This window comes from Pseudoalteromonas sp. S408 (assembly GCF_005886645.1).
Classification (GTDB): Bacteria; Pseudomonadota; Gammaproteobacteria; order Enterobacterales; family Alteromonadaceae; genus Pseudoalteromonas.
The window spans coordinates 45,650-63,740 of the sequence record NZ_PNDY01000003.1; the positions used below are offsets into that span (position 1 = coordinate 45,650).

Genomic DNA, 18,091 nt, shown 5'->3' on the forward strand with positions numbered 1-18,091 from the left:
ATAAATGCAAGCATTATTCTATTTCTTTTATAGCATTTAAAATTCGTTTAGACGAAATAGGGTAAGGCGTTCCTAACGTTTGTGCAAATAATGAGACTCTAAACTCTTGTTGCATCCAAAATATCGCTTCTATGTCGCTGGGTATCGGCATACCTTTGGGTATTTTATTCGTTAGTTTTTTATATTCATTGGCCACTTTATCAAGCTCAAGTACACACAACCTGTCTCTATTAGGATCAACCGGAAGTTTTTCTAATCGCTTTTGAATCGCCTTTAAGTAACGAATTAAATCAGTGAGTTTAGTCGCGCCATGTTGACTAACAAACCCTTTAAAAATTAACGACTCAAGTTGCGATTTAATATCGCCATGAGCGGTGATCATGGTTAAATCAACCCGCCCTTTCATTTTTTTATGCAGCGCATGTGCAATACTGAGAACTTGTTCAACATGTATTGCTATGTCGACTACGGCATCACCTAGCTCGCCACGTATCTCTTCTTTAACGTTTTCAAACTCAGCGCTTTTTCTGATGTCACCATACTTAAGTAACAAACTATCAACGCCTGCAGCAATGCAATCGTTAATTAAGTCGGCTATTTTTCCAAATGGATTAAAGTACAATCCCAACTTAGCCTTATTAGGTAGATTCTGCTGTAAATATTTAATTGGTGAAGGCACGTTTAACAGTACCAATCGGCGAAGACCTTGTTGGTGAGCAACCTGTGCCTTTATTTCGTTATCAAATAGCTCAACCGCGGCACTTGATTTTTTATCCACCAGCGCTGGGTATGCTTTTATTTCATACTGGCCTTGCTTTTTAACGTAAGACTTAGGCAGTTCACCAAAGTTCCATTGTGTTAGGTCTGCTTTTTCAATGCCATCATCAGCTACTTTTGAAAGTGTTTCGGTTACCTCTCCTTGAAGCTCTGCCTTGAGCTTCGTAAGGTCTAAACCGCGAGCCAGTAATTTATTGTGCTCATCGCGCACCTCAAATTGTAAACGTAGATGAGGAGCAAGTGATGTTAAATCCCACGCCTCAGGGTCAACGCGCACACCAGTCATTCGCAATAAGCGTGTGGTTAGTGCGTCAAGTAAAGTGCCTTGCATTGGCTCTACCGCTGCAAGTACAGCGTCTGCATAATTGGGAGCCGGTACAAAGTTACGACGAAGTGACTTTGGCAGTGATTTAATCAAACCACTTATTAATTCGTGCCTGAAGGCAGGAATATGCCAATCAAAGCCGGTTTCTTGCACTTGATTTAATAATGCAACAGGGATTTGTACAGCAACACCATCAACCGCTTGACCTGGGTCAAAGTGATACGTAAGCGGTAATATTAAATTATCTTGCTGCCACGTATCTGGATAATCAAATTCTGTAATACTGTTTGCGCCATGGCGCATTAACTCATCCCGAGTCATGTGAAGATAGTGTTTGTTTTGTTGTTTTTGGGTTTTATACCACTTTAAAAAAGCGGCTCGATTATTAATTTCTTTTGGTATTTTTTTATCGTAAAACTCAAATAAGGTTTGTTCATCAACTAAAATATCACGGCGGCGCGACTTGTTTTCAAGGACTTGTATATCTTCAATTAACTCACGATTAAACTGTAAAAAACGCTCGTTTAAACCAAGTTCTTGTTCAACCAATGCAGTTCGCACAAACAGCTCTCGGCTAACCTTAGGGTCTATATTGCTATAAACACAGCGGCGTTTATTAACAACTAACAATCCGTATAAAGTTTGTTGCTCAAAGGCAATAACAGCTCCAGGTTTTTTCTCCCAATGGGGCTCAGAATAGCTGCGTTTTACCAGGTGTTGGGCTAAGGGTTCAACCCAATTGATATCGATTTTTGCATTAGTGCGCGCATACAATTTACTCGTTTCAACAAGCTCTGCTGACATAATCCATTTAGGCGCTTTTTTAAATAAACCCGAACCCGGAAAAATATGAAACTGACTATTACGCGCACCTTTATAAGCTTGTTTTTCGTCTTTAAAACCAATATGGCTAAGCATACCGCTTAGTAAGGCTTTATGTACTGCTTCGACATCAGCAGCATCACTTGTTGCCTTCATACCCATTTCGTTACACACAGTACTTATTTGATAAACAATATCTTGCCATTCACGCAGGCGCATATAAGCTAAAAAATCTTTTTGGCATAACTTTCTAAACTGACTATTTGTCAGCTCACTTTGTTGCTCTTCTAAGTAATTCCATAAATTTAAAAAGGCAATAAAGTCTGAATCAGGATCATCAAAGCGACCGTGTTTTTCATTCGCTGTCGCGCGTTTTTCTTGAGGGCGTTCACGTGGGTCCTGAATGGATAAAGCAGCCACAATAATAATAACTTCACGCAGTGCACCTAGCTTATGCGCTGTTAAAACCATTTTAGCTAAACGCGGATCAACGGGTAATCGGCTTAACTCTCTACCCGATTGCGTTAACGCGGTTTTATTATCACGCTTAGCCGACTTTACCGCTTGTAACTCCTCAAGCAGAGTTAAGCCATCGCTGATATTTCTACTGTCTGGCGCTTGAACAAATGGAAATTGCGCCATGTCGCCCAAGCCCAAAGCAAGCATTTGTAAAATAACAGAAACTAAGTTTGTACGCAGTATTTCAGGGTCGGTAAATTCAGGGCGAGATAAAAAATCATCCTCTGAATATAAACGGATACAAATACCCGCTTCAACACGCCCACAGCGGCCCATCCGCTGATTAGCACTTGCTTGTGAAATAGGCTCTATGGGTAAACGCTGTACTTTTGTGCGGTAACTATAGCGGCTAATGCGCGCAGTCCCTGGGTCTATAACATAGCGAATGCCAGGCACGGTCAGTGACGTTTCAGCCACGTTAGTCGATAAAATAATGTGACGGCGAGAGTGCGGCGCAAATATTCTGTTTTGCTCTGTATTTGATAAACGCGAGTACAGCGGTAATACATCGGTGTGCTTAAGATTACGTTTGCTCAACGCATCTGCAGTGTCGCGAATTTCACGTTCACCGTTTAAAAATATGAGTATGTCGCCGGGGCCTTCTGCACATAGCTCATCAACTGCATCAAAAATACCTTGTAACTGGTCGCCCTCGGCTTCCATATCGTCTTTTTTAATATCGCTAATTGGGTTGTAGCGAACATCAACGGGGAAAGTACGACCCGATACCTCAATAATTGGCGCATCGTTAAAATGTTTAGAAAAACGCTCTGGGTCAATGGTTGCAGAAGTAATAATAATTTTTAAATCAGGGCGCTTAGGCAGCAAGTTTTTTAAGTACCCTAAAATAAAGTCAATGTTTAAACTACGCTCGTGGGCCTCATCAATAATGATAGTGTCGTATTGATTTAAAAAACGATCTTGCTGAATTTCGGCAAGTAAAATACCGTCAGTCATCAGTTTAATGTATGTATTGTTAGAAACCTGATCGCTAAAACGGATTTTAAAACCCACTTGTTGACCTAGTTCACACTTCATCTCATCGGCAATACGGTTTGCAACGGTGCGAGCGGCTAACCTACGCGGTTGCGTGTGGCCAATAAAACCATCAACGCCGCGGCCAAGCTCTAAACACATTTTAGGTATTTGTGTCGTTTTTCCCGATCCTGTTTCACCAGCAATAATAACAACTTGATTATTTGCTATCGCGTCTTTAATGACTTGTTTTTTTTGGCTTACCGGCAGCTGTTCTGGGTATGTTACCTGTGGCAAATTTGCTAAGCGTTTTTCTTTAGATTGTTGGCTACGGGTTATATCTGCGGCAATTTTTTCAAGCGCATTGGCTTGTTTAGTCTCGTCGACGATTTTTTTAACGCCGTGAAGGCGTTTTTTAAAGATGAATTGATCTTTTTTTAAGCACGTTTTTAGCTCGCCAAACAACTGACCTAGGTTAACCACCCGCATACCTTATAAAATATGTTAAAGAGCCGTAATTGTATCAAAATTAACGGCTGGGGTTAATCCTACAAATCATTAAACGCTCAGTTGTTTGACATTTAATCACATGTACAAGGCTGTATTTCTATTCGCCTTTAAAAATGCCTACATAAGTTGCTTGCGTATTCGATTTACTTGCGCGATACATCCCCGACGTATTAAACGGTAAGCTAATGTTGCCTTGCGTGTCGATAATAATCACACCGCCTGTGCCACCTATTGGCTTTAATACTTTGTTTATTACTTCATCACCGGCTTGGGCGATTGTACTGCCTTGGTATTTAACACGAGCGCAAATATCACTTGCCACGTTGTAGCGAATAAAATATTCACCGTGGCCGGTCGCCGATACCGCGCATGATTCATTTTCAGCAAACGTACCTGCACCTATAACGGGTGCATCTCCAACACGACCATAGCGTTTTGCAGTCATTCCACCGGTTGATGTACCAGCGGCTAAGTTACCATTTTTATCAAGGGCAACAGCGCCAACGGTGCCCATTTTAAAGTTATTAGGAAGCGCATTGTGCGCGGCTTGATATAATTTACTTGTTGCTTTGGCTTTATCAAGTTTTTCTTTTGCTTTAAGCAGTGCATCGTAACGGTGTTTGGTATCAAATAAATTATTTTCGATAAGTTCAATACCTTGCTCTTTTGCAAACTCCTCAGCACCTTGACCACTGAGCATAACGTGCACTGAGTTATCCATAACTAAACGGGCAAGCTTAATTGGGCTTTCTACATGTTTTACACCTGCAACAGCCCCTGCTTGACGGTTACGTCCGTCCATAATTGACGCGTCAAGCTCGTGCCCACCATCGTAGGTATATACTGCGCCGCGTCCGGCATTAAAAAACTCAGATTGCTCTAATACTGTAATTGCAACAGTAACCGCATCTAAGCTTTCCCCGCCTTTTTCTAGTACGTTGTAACCTGCCTCAACGGCCTCGGATAATTTAGCACGATAAGCTTTTTCTTGTTCGGGGGTAAACTTTGCTTTATCAATTGTTCCTGCGCCACCATGAATTGCAATGGCAAGCGGAGATTCTTTACTTAATGCACTGTGAGTAAATCCTATACATGCACTGGCTAAAATAGATAATAAGATTATTTTTTTCATGACTGCCTTTCTCATCAAAGTATTAAAACTAATGTGAACGGTTAAAAAGCAAATTTCAACTAAAGTAAGTTTAAAGACATAAAAAAAGCGCCTTAAGGCGCTTTTTATTATTAACGTGTTTAAAATTAAGCTTGTTTAGCTTTTAAACGCGCTAAACGTGCTACTTGGTGAGTAGACGTTAAGAAAGAATAAATTGGTGCTAAATAACCGCGCTTACGAAGTTCTAAGAAGTCTTCATCGCTTAGCTCATTTAGTTTTTTCTCGTCGATAAGGTAGATACCGTTGATGTCTTTTTTCTCACCTTTAATGTCTACTGTTAACGTTTGAGCAATTAGTAGCTCTTTATCAGCAAGAAATTTAGTGAATGCATCGGTTACCTGAGAAAACTCAATGAAAGACACTAGCGACTCTTTACGACGCTTTAAGTAATCTGTTTCTTCACCGTTTTCAAATAATGCATTGCCATCAGTTTCACTTACAAGCGGGCTTGCTTCATCAATAACAATACCAAATTGGTCTTGATCTGGGTGTTTAACTAAACCAAGTGGGTAACGTGTAGAGGCCATTGGTGCAAAAGAAGCTGTCCACTTATCGCCTTCAACAAATAAGTTCTCGCCTGGCTCTAAACCAAACATTGCAACTGCTTGGAAAGTACCTGCTTCGTTATTTTTAACAAACGACATAGGAAACTCATTTGCTACGCGTGCAAACTCATGTGCAACTACAGGCACTAAATGTTGAGTTTTCATGAAATCTACATTGATGCCGTTTTGAATTTTAATGTTGGCATGTTTTTCGTTGTGTAAAGGCTGTACTTGTTGCTCCGCCATGTTACTGCTCCGTTTTTTAAATTTATAAGTTTCATTGTTAATGCCTTAAGGCTAATGCTTTTGAGGTAAAAAAGGAAGGGAAAGTTTTATGACACAAGCCATCTAAAAATAAAATTTAAATAAATCTGCATGTTGTCAAAAAACATACAAGTAATAATTTTAAAACATGCTTAAAAATAAAGCGTTACACGGTTATTTAGCATACAAAGGGAGGTGGCTTATTTACAAAAGTTAACAGACTTCTGTCTACAACCACGCTCATAGTGAAGAATATTTAGGCAAACAAAAAGGCAGCTAATTTAGCTGCCTTTATAAAATGGGGTAAGCAATGCAAATTTACTTAAATTATGGAGCCCAATAAACTTCGATATTGATGCTCGGATGATTAAGTACTGCACGCAGTGGCATATCGTTAACATCACCACCGGCTTTAGCCTGCTTGTACACAGCAAGCTTTTCATCGCCGCTGATAAGTAGTTTAACCACTTTAGAGTTGGCTATTGCATTTAGAGTAAGCGTCATTCGCTCGGTAATACTACCTGTTACGTCACTTTGAATTGCGTTAATCGCACAAACCGTTTGAGTGGTTGTTAAACCATGCTCTAACCCATCTGCATGTGGGAATAAAGACGCAGTGTGACCGTCTGACCCCATACCTAAAATAGTCACATCGTAAGGCGTTTTCAGCGCACTGTATGCGGCTTCACACTTTTCAGCACCTTGTTGTGCAGTAGAAGCGTCGTTTTTCATTGTTATAAAGTTGGCTGCATTACCAAAGTTTTGCAACAACGTACTTTTAATAAATGCTTCATTACTTTTTTCGTGATTTGGCTCAACCCAGCGTTCATCAACCATAGCTACATCAACGTTCTGCCAATCTAAATCAAGGGTTGATAAATGCTTATATGCTGCAGCAGGTGATGAACCACCTGATACCATCAGTACAGCGCGACCATCGTCTTTAATGCCATCTAATAATGATTGCTCTAAAGTTGCCGATAACTCTTTTGTTAGTGCATCTTTATCATCAAAAAATTTTTCAACTAATGTAGCCATAATTATGCCTTATCACCTGTGTTAAACCACAGGTGGTTGTTCTCTGCTAATAACTCATCGGCATCATCTGGACCCCACGTACCAGCACGGTAAAGTGCAGGCTTGCCTTTTTCTTGCCAACGCTCAACAATCGGATCAATCCATTTCCATGCTTGGCGAACTTCATCACGATGAATAAACAACGATGGGTTATTCGCAGCGGCATCAAGCATTAGACGTTTGTATGCATCAGAATGAAAACCATTGCTGTAAGCTTGTGATAACTCAATGTTCATAGTTACCGGCTCTAATTGCATTTCAAGGTTATCTAAGCGCTTTGACATAAGCGTTAGCTGAATAGTTTCTTCTGGCTGAAGGCGAATAACTAAGCGGTTTGGTTCTATGTTGCCAACATTTTCTTCATAAATATTGTGCGATACTTTTTTGTACTCAACCACAATTTCAGCACAGCGTTTTGCCATACGTTTACCTGTACGAAGGTAAAATGGTACGCCAGCCCAACGCCAATTATCTATGTGTGCACGTATAGCAACAAAGGTCTCTGTTTTACTAGCGCCCTCGTTTAACTCTTCCAAGTAACCAGGGACAATCTTACCGTTTAAATCCCCTGGTACATATTGACCACGCACAATATTACTATCAACGTCAGAGTCAATAAGTGGTCGAAGTGCTTCTAGCACCTTTAGTTTTTCATTACGAATGCTATTAGCGTTAAGCTTATTAGGCGCTTCCATTGCAACAAGGCATAAAAGCTGTAGCAAGTGATTTTGAACCATGTCACGAAGTGCACCGGCTTTGTCGTAAAACCCTGCTCTGCTCTCAAGTCCTACGGTTTCAGAAAGACTAATCTGAATATTATCAATCGATTTAGCATCCCACATGTTTTCAAATAATGAATTTGAAAAACGCAGTGCCATTAGGTTTTGTACTGTTTCTTTACCTAAGTAATGGTCTATACGGAAAATTTGGTCTTCTTCAAAAAATTCAGCAATTTTAGCGTTTATTGCTTCTGCAGATTCACCACAGTAACCGATTGGTTTTTCTACTACTACACGCGATGTTGGCGTAATCAAATCTTTTGTAGAAAGAATTTCACAACACTTGCCATAAACGGCTGGTGGTAAAGATAAGTAAAACACGCGAGATTTAGTGCTATCGTGCTCATCTAAGATCTCTTTAAGTACATCCCAGTTATCGTCAGCTTCAGTAACATTACTCACCACTGGCACTAAGTAAGTAGAAAATGCTTTCCAATCTTTGGCGTTAAATTCACCTTTACTTAAAAACTCTTGCAGTGCTTTGTGCGCTGTTTCAATGTATTCGGCACGTTTGCTTTCTTCACGAACTGTTGGCAGGATGCGTGAGCCTTCAGGTAGGTTCCCTTCTTGATATGCTCTGTACATTGCAGGTAGTAATTTGCGTAACGCAAGATCACCACCGCCCCCAAAAATTATGATATCAAAAGGATTAAGCATAGCTACTCTCTACGTTGTGATACCCCGTCCTAAATAAGTTCGCGGGTATGTCTGTTTATAACTTGGATTATGATAGCTTTTATAATGTGTTAAAAAGCCTGCTGAATTGTTCTTAATTGATGATGTATTATTATTTTTTTATCATCTACGCTTTATTAAATGAGCCTTAGGATTCTGTATCTCCTCTCACAAAAATACAGACCCTAAGCACTCCAGCGCTACCCGTTCAAAGGTACTCGGTTTACCTACTTTTAAGTAGGTTAAATTGTTACTGCGTACGGTGTTGCTTATAGTACGCCATCAGTCCACTTGTAGAGCTATCGTGATCGTGATTTACACTATCATCTGTCAGCTCACTTTCAATTTTAGATGCCAAGCCTTTACCCAGCTCAACACCCCATTGATCAAATGAACAAATGTCTAAAATTATGCCTTGGCAAAAGATTTTGTGTTCGTATAACGCAATTAAACGCCCTACCGTTTTAGCATCAACAGTGTCTAGCAACATTGATGTTGTTGGACGGTTTCCTTGATGAATTTTGTGATTTAGTAGTTCATCAATCTGCGCCTGCGATTTGCCTTTAGCTGTTAAGTCGGCTGTAACCTGTTCTGCATCAACGCCACTCATCATTGCTTCTGTTTGAGCAAAAAAGTTTGATAATAAAATGTCATGATGCTTATCAACATTAATTTGTGGTTTAACAGAGGCAATAAAATCTGCTGGCACAATCACGTTGCCTTGGTGCAGGCATTGATAAAACGCGTGCTGACCGTTAATACCAGTCATACCCCAAATGATTGGTACCGTGGTGTACGGTACTACTTTGCCTGCAAAGTTAACATGCTTACCGTTACTTTCCATTTCACCTTGTTGTAAATACGCGGGTAACATGTGAAGAGATTGGTCGTAAGGTAAAATTGCTTGCGACGTGTACCCTAAAAAGCTGGTATTCCAAACACTTAACAAAGCCATTATTAAAGGAATATTCTGCTCAAGCGGCGCATTTTTAAAGTGTTCATCAACTTCAAAAGCACCTGTTAGTATTTCTTCAAATGCGTCATAACCTAAATACAGCGCAATTGGTAAGCCTATCGCACTCCATAATGAAAAGCGACCACCTACCCAATCCCACATAGTGAATACGTTTTCATCAGCAATACCAAAGGCAGCTGTTTTTTCTAAATTTGTACTTACTGCAACAAAATGTTTAGCAATTGTGCTTTCATCTTTTGTTGTTTTTAAAAACCAATCTACCGCTGTTTTAGCGTTCGTCATGGTTTCTGATGTAGTAAATGTTTTTGACGAGATAACAAATAATGTTGTTTCGGGATCAATATTTTTAAGTACCGAAGCAATTTGTACACCATCGGCATTTGACACGTAGTGCACATTTAACGTGTTGTCTGCGAGTGCTTTTAACGCCTCAGTTGCCATTTGAGGACCTAGGTTCGACCCGCCTACTCCAATGCTAACAACGTCTTTCACCGCTTTGCCCGTATAACCAAGCCATTGGCCGCTTCGCACTTTTTCAACAAATACTTTAATTTTGGCAAGTTCATTATCAACCGCTTGTGTTACATTTTCTCCATCAACAATTAATGGAGTATGTGCACAATTACGTAATGCTGTATGTAGTACAGAGCGTTCTTCGGTGATGTTGATTTTTTCACCGCTAAACATTTTATCTCGCCAAGAGGCAATATCGCACTCTTTAGCAAGCGACACTAAATTAGCAAAAACATCGTTATCAATTAATTGTTTAGAGTAGTCGAATAATACACCTGGGATCTGAGTTGAAAACTTAGAAAAGCGGGTACCGTCTTGTGCAAATAACGTTTTAAGATGTGTTTGTTTCATCTTAGCAGCACTTTGTTCAAGGGCTTGCCAACTTGCTAATTGCGTTCGGTTCGACATTTAAATATCCTCTAAAAATTTTAACCGGTTGATTTATAGTTTCTTTTTATAATGTAAAAGTCTTTAATACGCGCTAAACACACTAAAATAAAACGCTGATAGTATAGTTAAAAACGTAAAAAAAGCGCTGCTTTTACTATTTTATACGCAGATGATAACGCAATTTTTGTCTTTTGACACCGGTATCATAAATATTTTGCAAATTATTTTACCCGCAATTTCAAAGGCACCTACAAAGCTTAATCGATTAAGTTGCTATGTTCGTGAATTTTACTAAACGTTCAGTACTTTTTTAATAGTTATGACATTTATGTGAATAAATAAAAAATCGGCTACCAGAGCCGATTTAATTTGAATCCTATTAGTGTCGTATAATTAGAGGCTCAATGCCAAACCACCCTCTAAGTTATACACTGTTTGATACCCTAGTTGTGTTAGGTTAGCAGCCGCAAGCTTTGATCGGTTACCGCTACGACACAACAATATATATTTACCGCTCTTACTAAGCTGACCTTCCATCAATGCATTAGCCATTCTACTAAGCGGTATATTAAGTGTTTTTATTTTTTTGGTGCAAAACAATTGCGATACATTATTGGCACCATGCTCGTATGGCTCTCTGGTATCAATCAAATACGCATCGTTTTTAGTAAGCATTGCCTTTGCACTATCAAAATTTAATTGCTGAATAGATGATTCGGGCAACGCGGTGACATAACCACACAATTGTGACCTCGATTTTTCTTTAGCCTGATCATCAAGCTGTTTTTTAATAACAAAGTCATCAATACTCATTTGGCCGTTTATTAATCCGTTTAATAAAGGTGTTTGTTGTTGCTCTGCCTCCCAGTTCATCGCAAAACATTGTAAATAATCATGTCCTGAACAAATCACACTTGTTTCATCTAGCTGCTCAGCAAGCGCTAGAATAGAATGAGCCATGGCCTTTGCATTGCCACCAGCTAGAGACGTGTTCCCCAAGCCTGCGGGTAATATTAGGTCACCACAAAAGCAATAATTGATGTGATTATCTTCATTTTTTAGAACATAACTTACGCTATCTTCACTGTGCCCTGGTGTGGCTATTTTTTCTAATCGTTGGTTATTGAGGTCAATATACGCTGCATGTATTGGCCACCCCAGTTTATCTATTTCAATGTCATCGCATCGACTCCCTAATACACTGCGTAATAAAGTAACACCGCAATGGCGCTCTTGGTGAGCATGCGTATTCAGCACTGCCTTAATAGTGAGGTTTTGTGTATTGGCTATTTTTTCTAAACGCGGTATGAGCTCTACAATAGGATCTATAATAATTGCCTGTTTATTCTCACTTACATATAACCAACAACAGGCTCCTTGGTGCCTAAACTGCGTTAAACCAAGCGCGCAAACATCTTGGTAAGGTGTTGCGCTATCAGATACGATTAAACAGTTAGCCTGCAAAATGGCTTTTAATGCACGTATAGATTCACACGCATTTGCTATTTCAGCGGCAGTGGCAGCGGGACCGAATGATAGCCTAATTGCATTTTCACTCTGCCATTGGTTAACTCCCATCGCATCAAGCACAAAACTCGTTGAAGAGCCCGTGCTGCATGCAGAGCCTCCACTGACACGAATACCAGCGGCATCAAATAAATCAATTACTTCTTTGCTTGTTAACTCATTTACAGCAAAGTTTAATGTTGTTGGTACCGAGTGTTCAAAGCTATGATTAAAGGTTACTTCATCAAATGTTTCTTCAATAGCGTTTTTTATTTGAGCCCGGTAATTACTAAGCACATCGATTGATTTAAATGTGGTGTCTGACTTATCTAGCAATAAACTAAACAATTTATTTAAACCCGCAATACCAGGTAAGTTTTCGGTGCCAGAGCGCATTCCGCTTTCTTGCCCTCCACCCGCTATAAAAGGGGTATAGGCACTGCCAGCACGAATATATAAAAAACCAATACCTTTAGGGGCATAAAGTTTATGGCCTGAAAAAGGCGCGTAATCTATTGTGGTGGCGCTCAGGTCGAGTTGTTTTTTCCCCAGCGCTTGCACACAATCTACCATCCAAGACACTTTCGTATTACGAAAACGAATAGTATGTTCAATGGCATCTAAATCTTGATAAACTCCCGTTTCGTTATTAACCGCCATGGTGCATATCATTAGCGCATTAGGTATATGTTCAGCGATAAACGCTAAGTCTAAAATGCCATTATTATCCACCGGAATAGCCAAAACTTGAGCATGAATGCCCAATACACTATTCCAATGCTTTAATGTGTTAGGAACCGCTTTGTGTTCAGTGGCACCGTAAAGTAATACGGGTTTAGCAATATTATGATTTTTAGCGTTAATAAGCGTAGATACAACAGCGGTCTGAATGCCTTCGGTCGCGCCAGAGGTAAATAAAATATCTCCCTCTATTGCCCCAATCACAGTACGTGCGTTTTCGCGGGTTTGTTCTAATAAATGCTTGGCCTGAATACCCGTAATATGAGGGCTTGAAGGGTTACCAAAACAAATTTGCATTGTATGAGAAACCACATCGGCTATGCATGGCAACACAGGCGTTGTTGCGTTTGCATCAAGGTAAACTTGCTCTGAGTTTAATAAAGAGTCAGACATCTAAAAACGCACCTTATTACTAAAAGATATATCTTATTACCAATATTACATAACTTTAGACGTATTGAGTAATAATCAATTAGTACTGACGGTGCGTTTTCTATGCCTTTTTGAACTAACCTTCTGTCAGTTTATTATTTAGCTCTTCTTGCGTTGAAGACCACGCTGTAATCAATGCTTTAACCAACGAGGCCAAAGGAATAGCAAAAAACACGCCCCAAAAGCCCCACAAGCCACCAAAAAATAGCACAGCCACAATGATAAATACCGGGTTCAAGTCAACGGCTTCTGAAAACAATAAGGGAACTAACACATTTCCATCGAGAGCCTGAATAATTCCATAAATAACTAAAACCGTCCAAAACTGGGTTTCTAATCCAAACTGGAATAACGCCACGGCAGCAACCGGAATAGTCACAAGCGCAGCACCAACGAACGGAATTAACACAGAAAACCCAACCAAAACGCCTAACAAGGCCGCGTAGCGTAAGTCTAAAAAAGTAAACGCAATGAACGAAACACCGCCTACAATTAAAATTTCAAACACTTTACCGCGAATGTAATTCATAATTTGCTGGTTCATTTCGTTCCATACTTGCAATATTAAACGACGCTGTTGCGGAATTAATTTAGCCACACTGCCCGTTAATTCCAGCTTGTCTTTAAGCATAAAAAACACCAGCAACGGCACAAGCACTAGGTAAATTAGCCACGCTACAACATCTTTTAACGACGTTAACGAAAACGATAAAACCACTTGGCCAAACTCAATAACTTTAGCCTCCACTGTAGCAACAATCCCTTGTACTTGGTCGGCATTAATTAAACTTGGGTATTGCTCTGGTAAGGCAATCAAATATGACTTGCCTTGCTCTAACATATGAGGGGTTTCTTGCACTAAATTGCTGGTTTGTTTCCAAAGAACAGGACCAATCACTAAAATTAAAGTGAGCATAATACCTGTAAATATAAGCATTACGATCACCGTAGCAGTAAAACGGCGTAAACCAAGACGCTCTAGGTGAACAACGGGCCAATCAAGTAAATAAGCAATAACTAATGCCACTAAAACCGGCACAATTAACGAGCCAAAAAAGTAAAGTAAGGCAACAGAAACGAGTAGTAAAAATAATAAGGTGACCGAATGAGGATCAGAAAATTTTCTTTCGTACCATGTTTTTATATATTCAAACACGTAATGGCTCCACTAATAATAAACCTTGTTGTTTATCTAAGTTGTAACTGTAAGCATATTTTTTTAAATATCGCTCAATATCATCCATGCTCTCATCACTATTTACACTAAAAGTGATGGTTTGCTGTGTAGATAATGCTTCATGTAGCCCTAATTTAAACTGAACAAACTGTTGAGGACATCTATAACTTCGTAAATCTTGGTGTAACATACTCGCTTTACCGATTTATTAAAATGAATAATAAGTCGCATTGCTGTGTGTTAATAGTCTAAAAACATCAACAAATGTAACTTTTTCTTAAAACAAAGCCTGCAATGGTTTATTCTGTAATACATAGTTAGCAGTAAGGACAGGTTAATGTCTCGCACGCATAATAAAGCGCATCTACCAAGTAATCCAACACTCAAAGAGATTAATTGGTTTAAAAAACAAATAAATTGGGGGGAGCTTCCTCCTTTTTATCATTTAGTTGCCTCTTCGGTTAGCGAGTCTGAAGGTGTTTTAGAGCATGGATTTGATAACGCCGTAAAACAACTTATAGACAGACGTAACTGGAATCTAGACATACTCGACGGCTTTGAGGACGACTTAGGTGAGATCCACACCAAGCATAAACCGCGAATTGCGTTACATCAGGTATTTACAGACCGAGGCTTTGAGCTGTGGGCACTGCCCTACGCAAAAGATATTGTTGTTGACCAATACATAAAAGATAACCGCTTTATGGAATTTAGAGTGTGGGATCCGCATTCAATGAAAGTACTATTAAGGTTAAATCAATTACATAAGTTTATTGGTTTTTACTTTGAACGCGGTGATAAAGCCGATAAAGCCCTTATTTTGCACTCACACAAAGTTGTTCATAAAATTATTACTTTTTTACAGCGAGAGTTGAACGTAATAAAGGTTGATGGAGTCTCAATAAAAGAACTCTACCAATTGTGCGAAAAAGACAGCCGTGCAAGCAGTGACGAAATAGACATAGCCAAAATTGCCATTGGCGAGCCAATAAACAAGGAATAAGATGCAGCTAAAATCAGCCTTTATCTCTTTATGCAGTGCCGTCCTTACATTTAGCCTTTTAGTAAGTGAGCCATTAAAGGCGCAAACTAATTTTAATCTTCCTGATTTAGGAACTTCTGCATTACAGGTACTCCCCCTCGAAAAAGAACAAGCGATTGGGGAAGTGATGATGATGCAAATTCGCGGCGGCTCACCAATTATTAACGACCCCGTATTAGATGAATACCTAACCACCATTGGCAGAAAGCTCGTTGCAAACGCGAACGATGTTCGTTTTCCGTTTTCATTTTTTTGGATCAATAACTCAGATATTAACGCATTTGCCTTTTACGGCGGACATGTAGGCGTTCACACAGGGCTAATTGCACAAGCCGATAGCGAAAGTCAGTTTGCATCTGTACTTGGTCACGAAATCGCCCATGTTACTCAGCGCCATTTAGCACGTAGGATCCAGCAACAGCAAGATAACAGTGCAATGACCATAGCGGGGATGATAGCCGGCATTTTAGCGACTATTGTTGCCCCAGATGCTGGTATTGCCATTATTTCAGCAAGCCAAACACAATCTGCTTTTAGCCAATTAACGCACAGCCGTTCTGCTGAACAAGAAGCTGATCGAATTGGCATGCAAACACTTAACAATGCAGGATTTGATGCACGTGCATCTAGCGACTTCTTAACTAAGCTGGCTGCACAAATTCGTTATAAGTATAAGCCACCTGCATTCTTACTCACTCACCCTCTTCCAGAAAGCCGAGTGTCTGACGTGCGCCTTCGTGCAGAGCAGTATCCAATGCGCCGCCTACCTGCAAGCCTTGAATTTAACCTTGCTAAAAGCCGAGTACTCGCGCGTTACGACAACAAACCAGAAAACGCTGAAGCCTTATTTAGAAAATTACTTCGCGAAAACAGCTACAGTAATACAGCCCTTAATTATGGTTTAGCGTTAAGCTTACTTGACCAAGAAAAACTTGACGAAGCAGACTCTATTTTAAGTAAGCTATTAAAAAACGACCCTAAAAATTTATTTTATATTGATACGCAAACTGATTTACTCATAGCGCAAAAAAAAGCAGACGACGCCGTTTCATTTTTAGCTGAACTTCATAATTACCGTCCTAACAATCAAGTAATTACGCTCAACTATGCAAATGCAGCACTAGAGGCAAAGCAATACGAACTTGCCGAAAACGTGCTTAAAGGTTTTTTATTAGAAAAACCAGAGCACAGCTTAGGTAAGGAGCTACTTGCTGACGCCTACAAAAAACAAGACAAATTGGCGGCCTATCACGAGGCAAACGCTGACGTGCTATCGCAATACGGTGCCTACATGAAAGCCGCTGATGAAATCCAAAAAGCGCTTAACTTCGTAGAATCAACAGAGCTAATAAAACAGCAGCGATTAAAGGCATTACTTACCCAGTATCGCCGTTTACAAAAAGAGCTTGCAAGGCTTTAAGTCTGCAAGCTGTTGCCCTAAAATAGAGGCAATTCACACTATGGAAACTTTTATGTCTGTTACTATCTATCATAATTCGCGTTGTTCTAAATCGCGTGAAACACTTGCCCTTTTACAAAGCAAGTCAATAGAGCCCACCGTTGTTGAGTACTTAAAAACGCCTTTAACTCATGATCAAATAAGCACACTGATAGACCAACTTGATTTTAGCTCTGCTCGTGACTTAATGCGCACAAAAGAAACCGAGTACAAAACACTCAATCTTAAAGATGAAACAAACGAAACCACGCTTATAAACGCAATGGTTGAGCATCCAAAATTAATTGAACGCCCTATTGTTGAGCACAATGGTAAAGCAGCTATTGGTCGCCCACCAGAAAACGTATTAAGCGTTTTATAATGAGCACAAACATAGTGGTACTTTACCACTCGAGCCATGGCTCAGTTGAAGCGATGGCCCATGAAATAGCTGAATCAATAGAGCAACAAGGGGCAACAGCCCTACTGAGAACGTTTGTAGCTAAAAATCCGCACGACATTGTTATTACCAAAGATGACCTTATACAGTGTGATGGCCTGGCCTTTGGCACACCAACACGATTTGGTATGATGGCGTCTCAGGCAAAAGCATTTTGGGAAACCACCAGCGAACTGTGGCTAAAAGGTCAACTAATTGATAAGCCTGCGTGTGTATTTTCATCGTCAAGCAGTATGCATGGGGGTAATGAGGCCACACTGCTTAATTTATCATTACCCTTACTTCACCACGGAATGATGTTACTTGGTGTACCCTACGATGTACCTGAATTATTAGGCACACAAACTGGCGGTACTCCGTATGGTGCTACGCATGTTGCTGGTAGTAACAATAGTGCTCAGTTAAGTAAAGACGAAATTAAAATATGCCAAAGCGTTGGCATTCGCCTGACAAAAATTGCGAGTAAACTTCAATGAACACAGTGACCCATCCTGCAAAAAAGCCAATAACCGTAAAGTTTCAGCGTACTGCTTTAATTGGTTATGTTGGCCTACTTATTTTAATGCCATTGTGGATGTATTTTGTTCCGCCTCAAGAAGGCCCGCTCGATATTATGTCGTTATTTGTACCTATTATTCCTCTATTGCTTCCACTTAGAGGGATTATTAAAGACAGTACATATACCTACGCTTGGGCAAACTTTGTTGTTATGCTTTATTTTATTCATGGCTTAACCATGCTTTGGGTTGCACCTAATGAGCTAATTTGGGTGTTGCTAGAGTTATTATTTGCATCATTCATGTTTATTGGATGTACTTATTATGCAAGACACCGCGGGCAAGAGTTAGGCTTAAAAATTCGCAAATTGAAAGAAGATTTAGCCGACGAAAAAGCCGCAAACGAATTTAATAAATAAAATAAAAAAGCGCGTTTACTCTCTAGTAAACGCGCTTTCAACCATTACTTAATTGCGTATA

The 18,091-nt window shown here is 39.8% G+C and carries 14 protein-coding genes; 5 read left to right on the forward strand and 9 right to left on the reverse strand.

The genetic code is table 11. From position 1 onward, the window contains the following. Positions 1-13 precede the first annotated feature (13 nt). The 9 genes from hrpA to CWB62_RS03780 form a co-directional block, all read right to left on the reverse strand. On the reverse strand, positions 14-3,901 hold the full coding sequence (gene hrpA / locus CWB62_RS03740) for an ATP-dependent RNA helicase HrpA (RefSeq protein WP_171034635.1): 3,888 nt from the start codon (positions 3,899-3,901) through the stop codon (positions 14-16). A 124-nt stretch (positions 3,902-4,025) separates the two neighbouring features. Further along, positions 4,026-5,060: an isoaspartyl peptidase/L-asparaginase family protein gene (locus tag CWB62_RS03745; protein ID WP_058404161.1), complete on the reverse strand. Its 1,035-nt coding sequence runs from the start codon at positions 5,058-5,060 to the stop codon at positions 4,026-4,028. A 125-nt stretch (positions 5,061-5,185) separates the two neighbouring features. Continuing rightward, a complete protein-coding gene (locus CWB62_RS03750; RefSeq protein WP_058404160.1) occupies positions 5,186-5,890 on the reverse strand; it encodes a SapC family protein in 705 nt (234 codons plus the stop codon). 345 nt (positions 5,891-6,235) lie between these two features. Further along, entirely contained in the window at positions 6,236-6,946 is a 711-nt protein-coding gene (gene pgl / locus CWB62_RS03755; RefSeq protein ID WP_058404159.1) for a 6-phosphogluconolactonase, read from the reverse strand. Between the two features lie 2 nt (positions 6,947-6,948). Continuing rightward, entirely contained in the window at positions 6,949-8,421 is a 1,473-nt protein-coding gene (gene zwf / locus CWB62_RS03760) for a glucose-6-phosphate dehydrogenase (RefSeq protein ID WP_138530916.1), read from the reverse strand. 268 nt (positions 8,422-8,689) lie between these two features. Then, a complete protein-coding gene (pgi, locus tag CWB62_RS03765) occupies positions 8,690-10,336 on the reverse strand; it encodes a glucose-6-phosphate isomerase (RefSeq protein WP_138530914.1) in 1,647 nt (548 codons plus the stop codon). 375 nt (positions 10,337-10,711) lie between these two features. Further along, entirely contained in the window at positions 10,712-12,958 is a 2,247-nt protein-coding gene (locus tag CWB62_RS03770; RefSeq protein WP_138530912.1) for an aminotransferase class V-fold PLP-dependent enzyme, read from the reverse strand. Between the two features lie 115 nt (positions 12,959-13,073). Further along, a complete protein-coding gene (locus tag CWB62_RS03775) occupies positions 13,074-14,153 on the reverse strand; it encodes an AI-2E family transporter (protein WP_058404155.1) in 1,080 nt (359 codons plus the stop codon). Continuing rightward, positions 14,146-14,364 (reverse strand): sulfurtransferase TusA family protein, encoded by a 219-nt coding sequence (locus CWB62_RS03780; RefSeq protein ID WP_138530909.1) that lies wholly within the window; start codon positions 14,362-14,364, stop codon positions 14,146-14,148. Before CWB62_RS03780 ends, CWB62_RS03775 begins: the two co-directional genes overlap by 8 nt. 147 nt (positions 14,365-14,511) lie before the next feature. Here CWB62_RS03780 and CWB62_RS03785 point away from each other — a divergent pair, with 147 nt between their 5' ends. From CWB62_RS03785 to CWB62_RS03805, 5 genes are read left to right on the forward strand one after another with little or no spacing between them, the layout of a single operon-like run. Beyond that, positions 14,512-15,177 carry a hypothetical protein gene (locus tag CWB62_RS03785; RefSeq protein WP_138530907.1) on the forward strand — a complete coding sequence of 222 codons (666 nt, stop codon included), beginning with the start codon at positions 14,512-14,514 and terminating at the stop codon, positions 15,175-15,177. A 1-nt stretch (position 15,178) separates the two neighbouring features. Further along, positions 15,179-16,636, forward strand: coding sequence for a beta-barrel assembly-enhancing protease (gene bepA, locus CWB62_RS03790; protein ID WP_058404152.1), 1,458 nt, complete (start codon positions 15,179-15,181; stop codon positions 16,634-16,636). A gap of 52 nt (positions 16,637-16,688) precedes the next feature. After that, positions 16,689-17,036, forward strand: a complete 348-nt coding sequence (arsC, locus tag CWB62_RS03795; protein ID WP_058404165.1) for an arsenate reductase (glutaredoxin) — start codon at positions 16,689-16,691, stop codon at positions 17,034-17,036. Further along, entirely contained in the window at positions 17,036-17,590 is a 555-nt protein-coding gene (gene wrbA, locus CWB62_RS03800) for an NAD(P)H:quinone oxidoreductase (RefSeq protein WP_058404151.1), read from the forward strand. The genes arsC and wrbA overlap by 1 nt, the downstream gene beginning before the upstream one ends. Further along, complete coding sequence (locus CWB62_RS03805) at positions 17,587-18,030, forward strand: DUF2069 domain-containing protein (protein WP_058404150.1); 444 nt, start codon at positions 17,587-17,589, stop codon at positions 18,028-18,030. The genes wrbA and CWB62_RS03805 overlap by 4 nt, the downstream gene beginning before the upstream one ends. Positions 18,031-18,091: the final 61 nt, after the last annotated feature.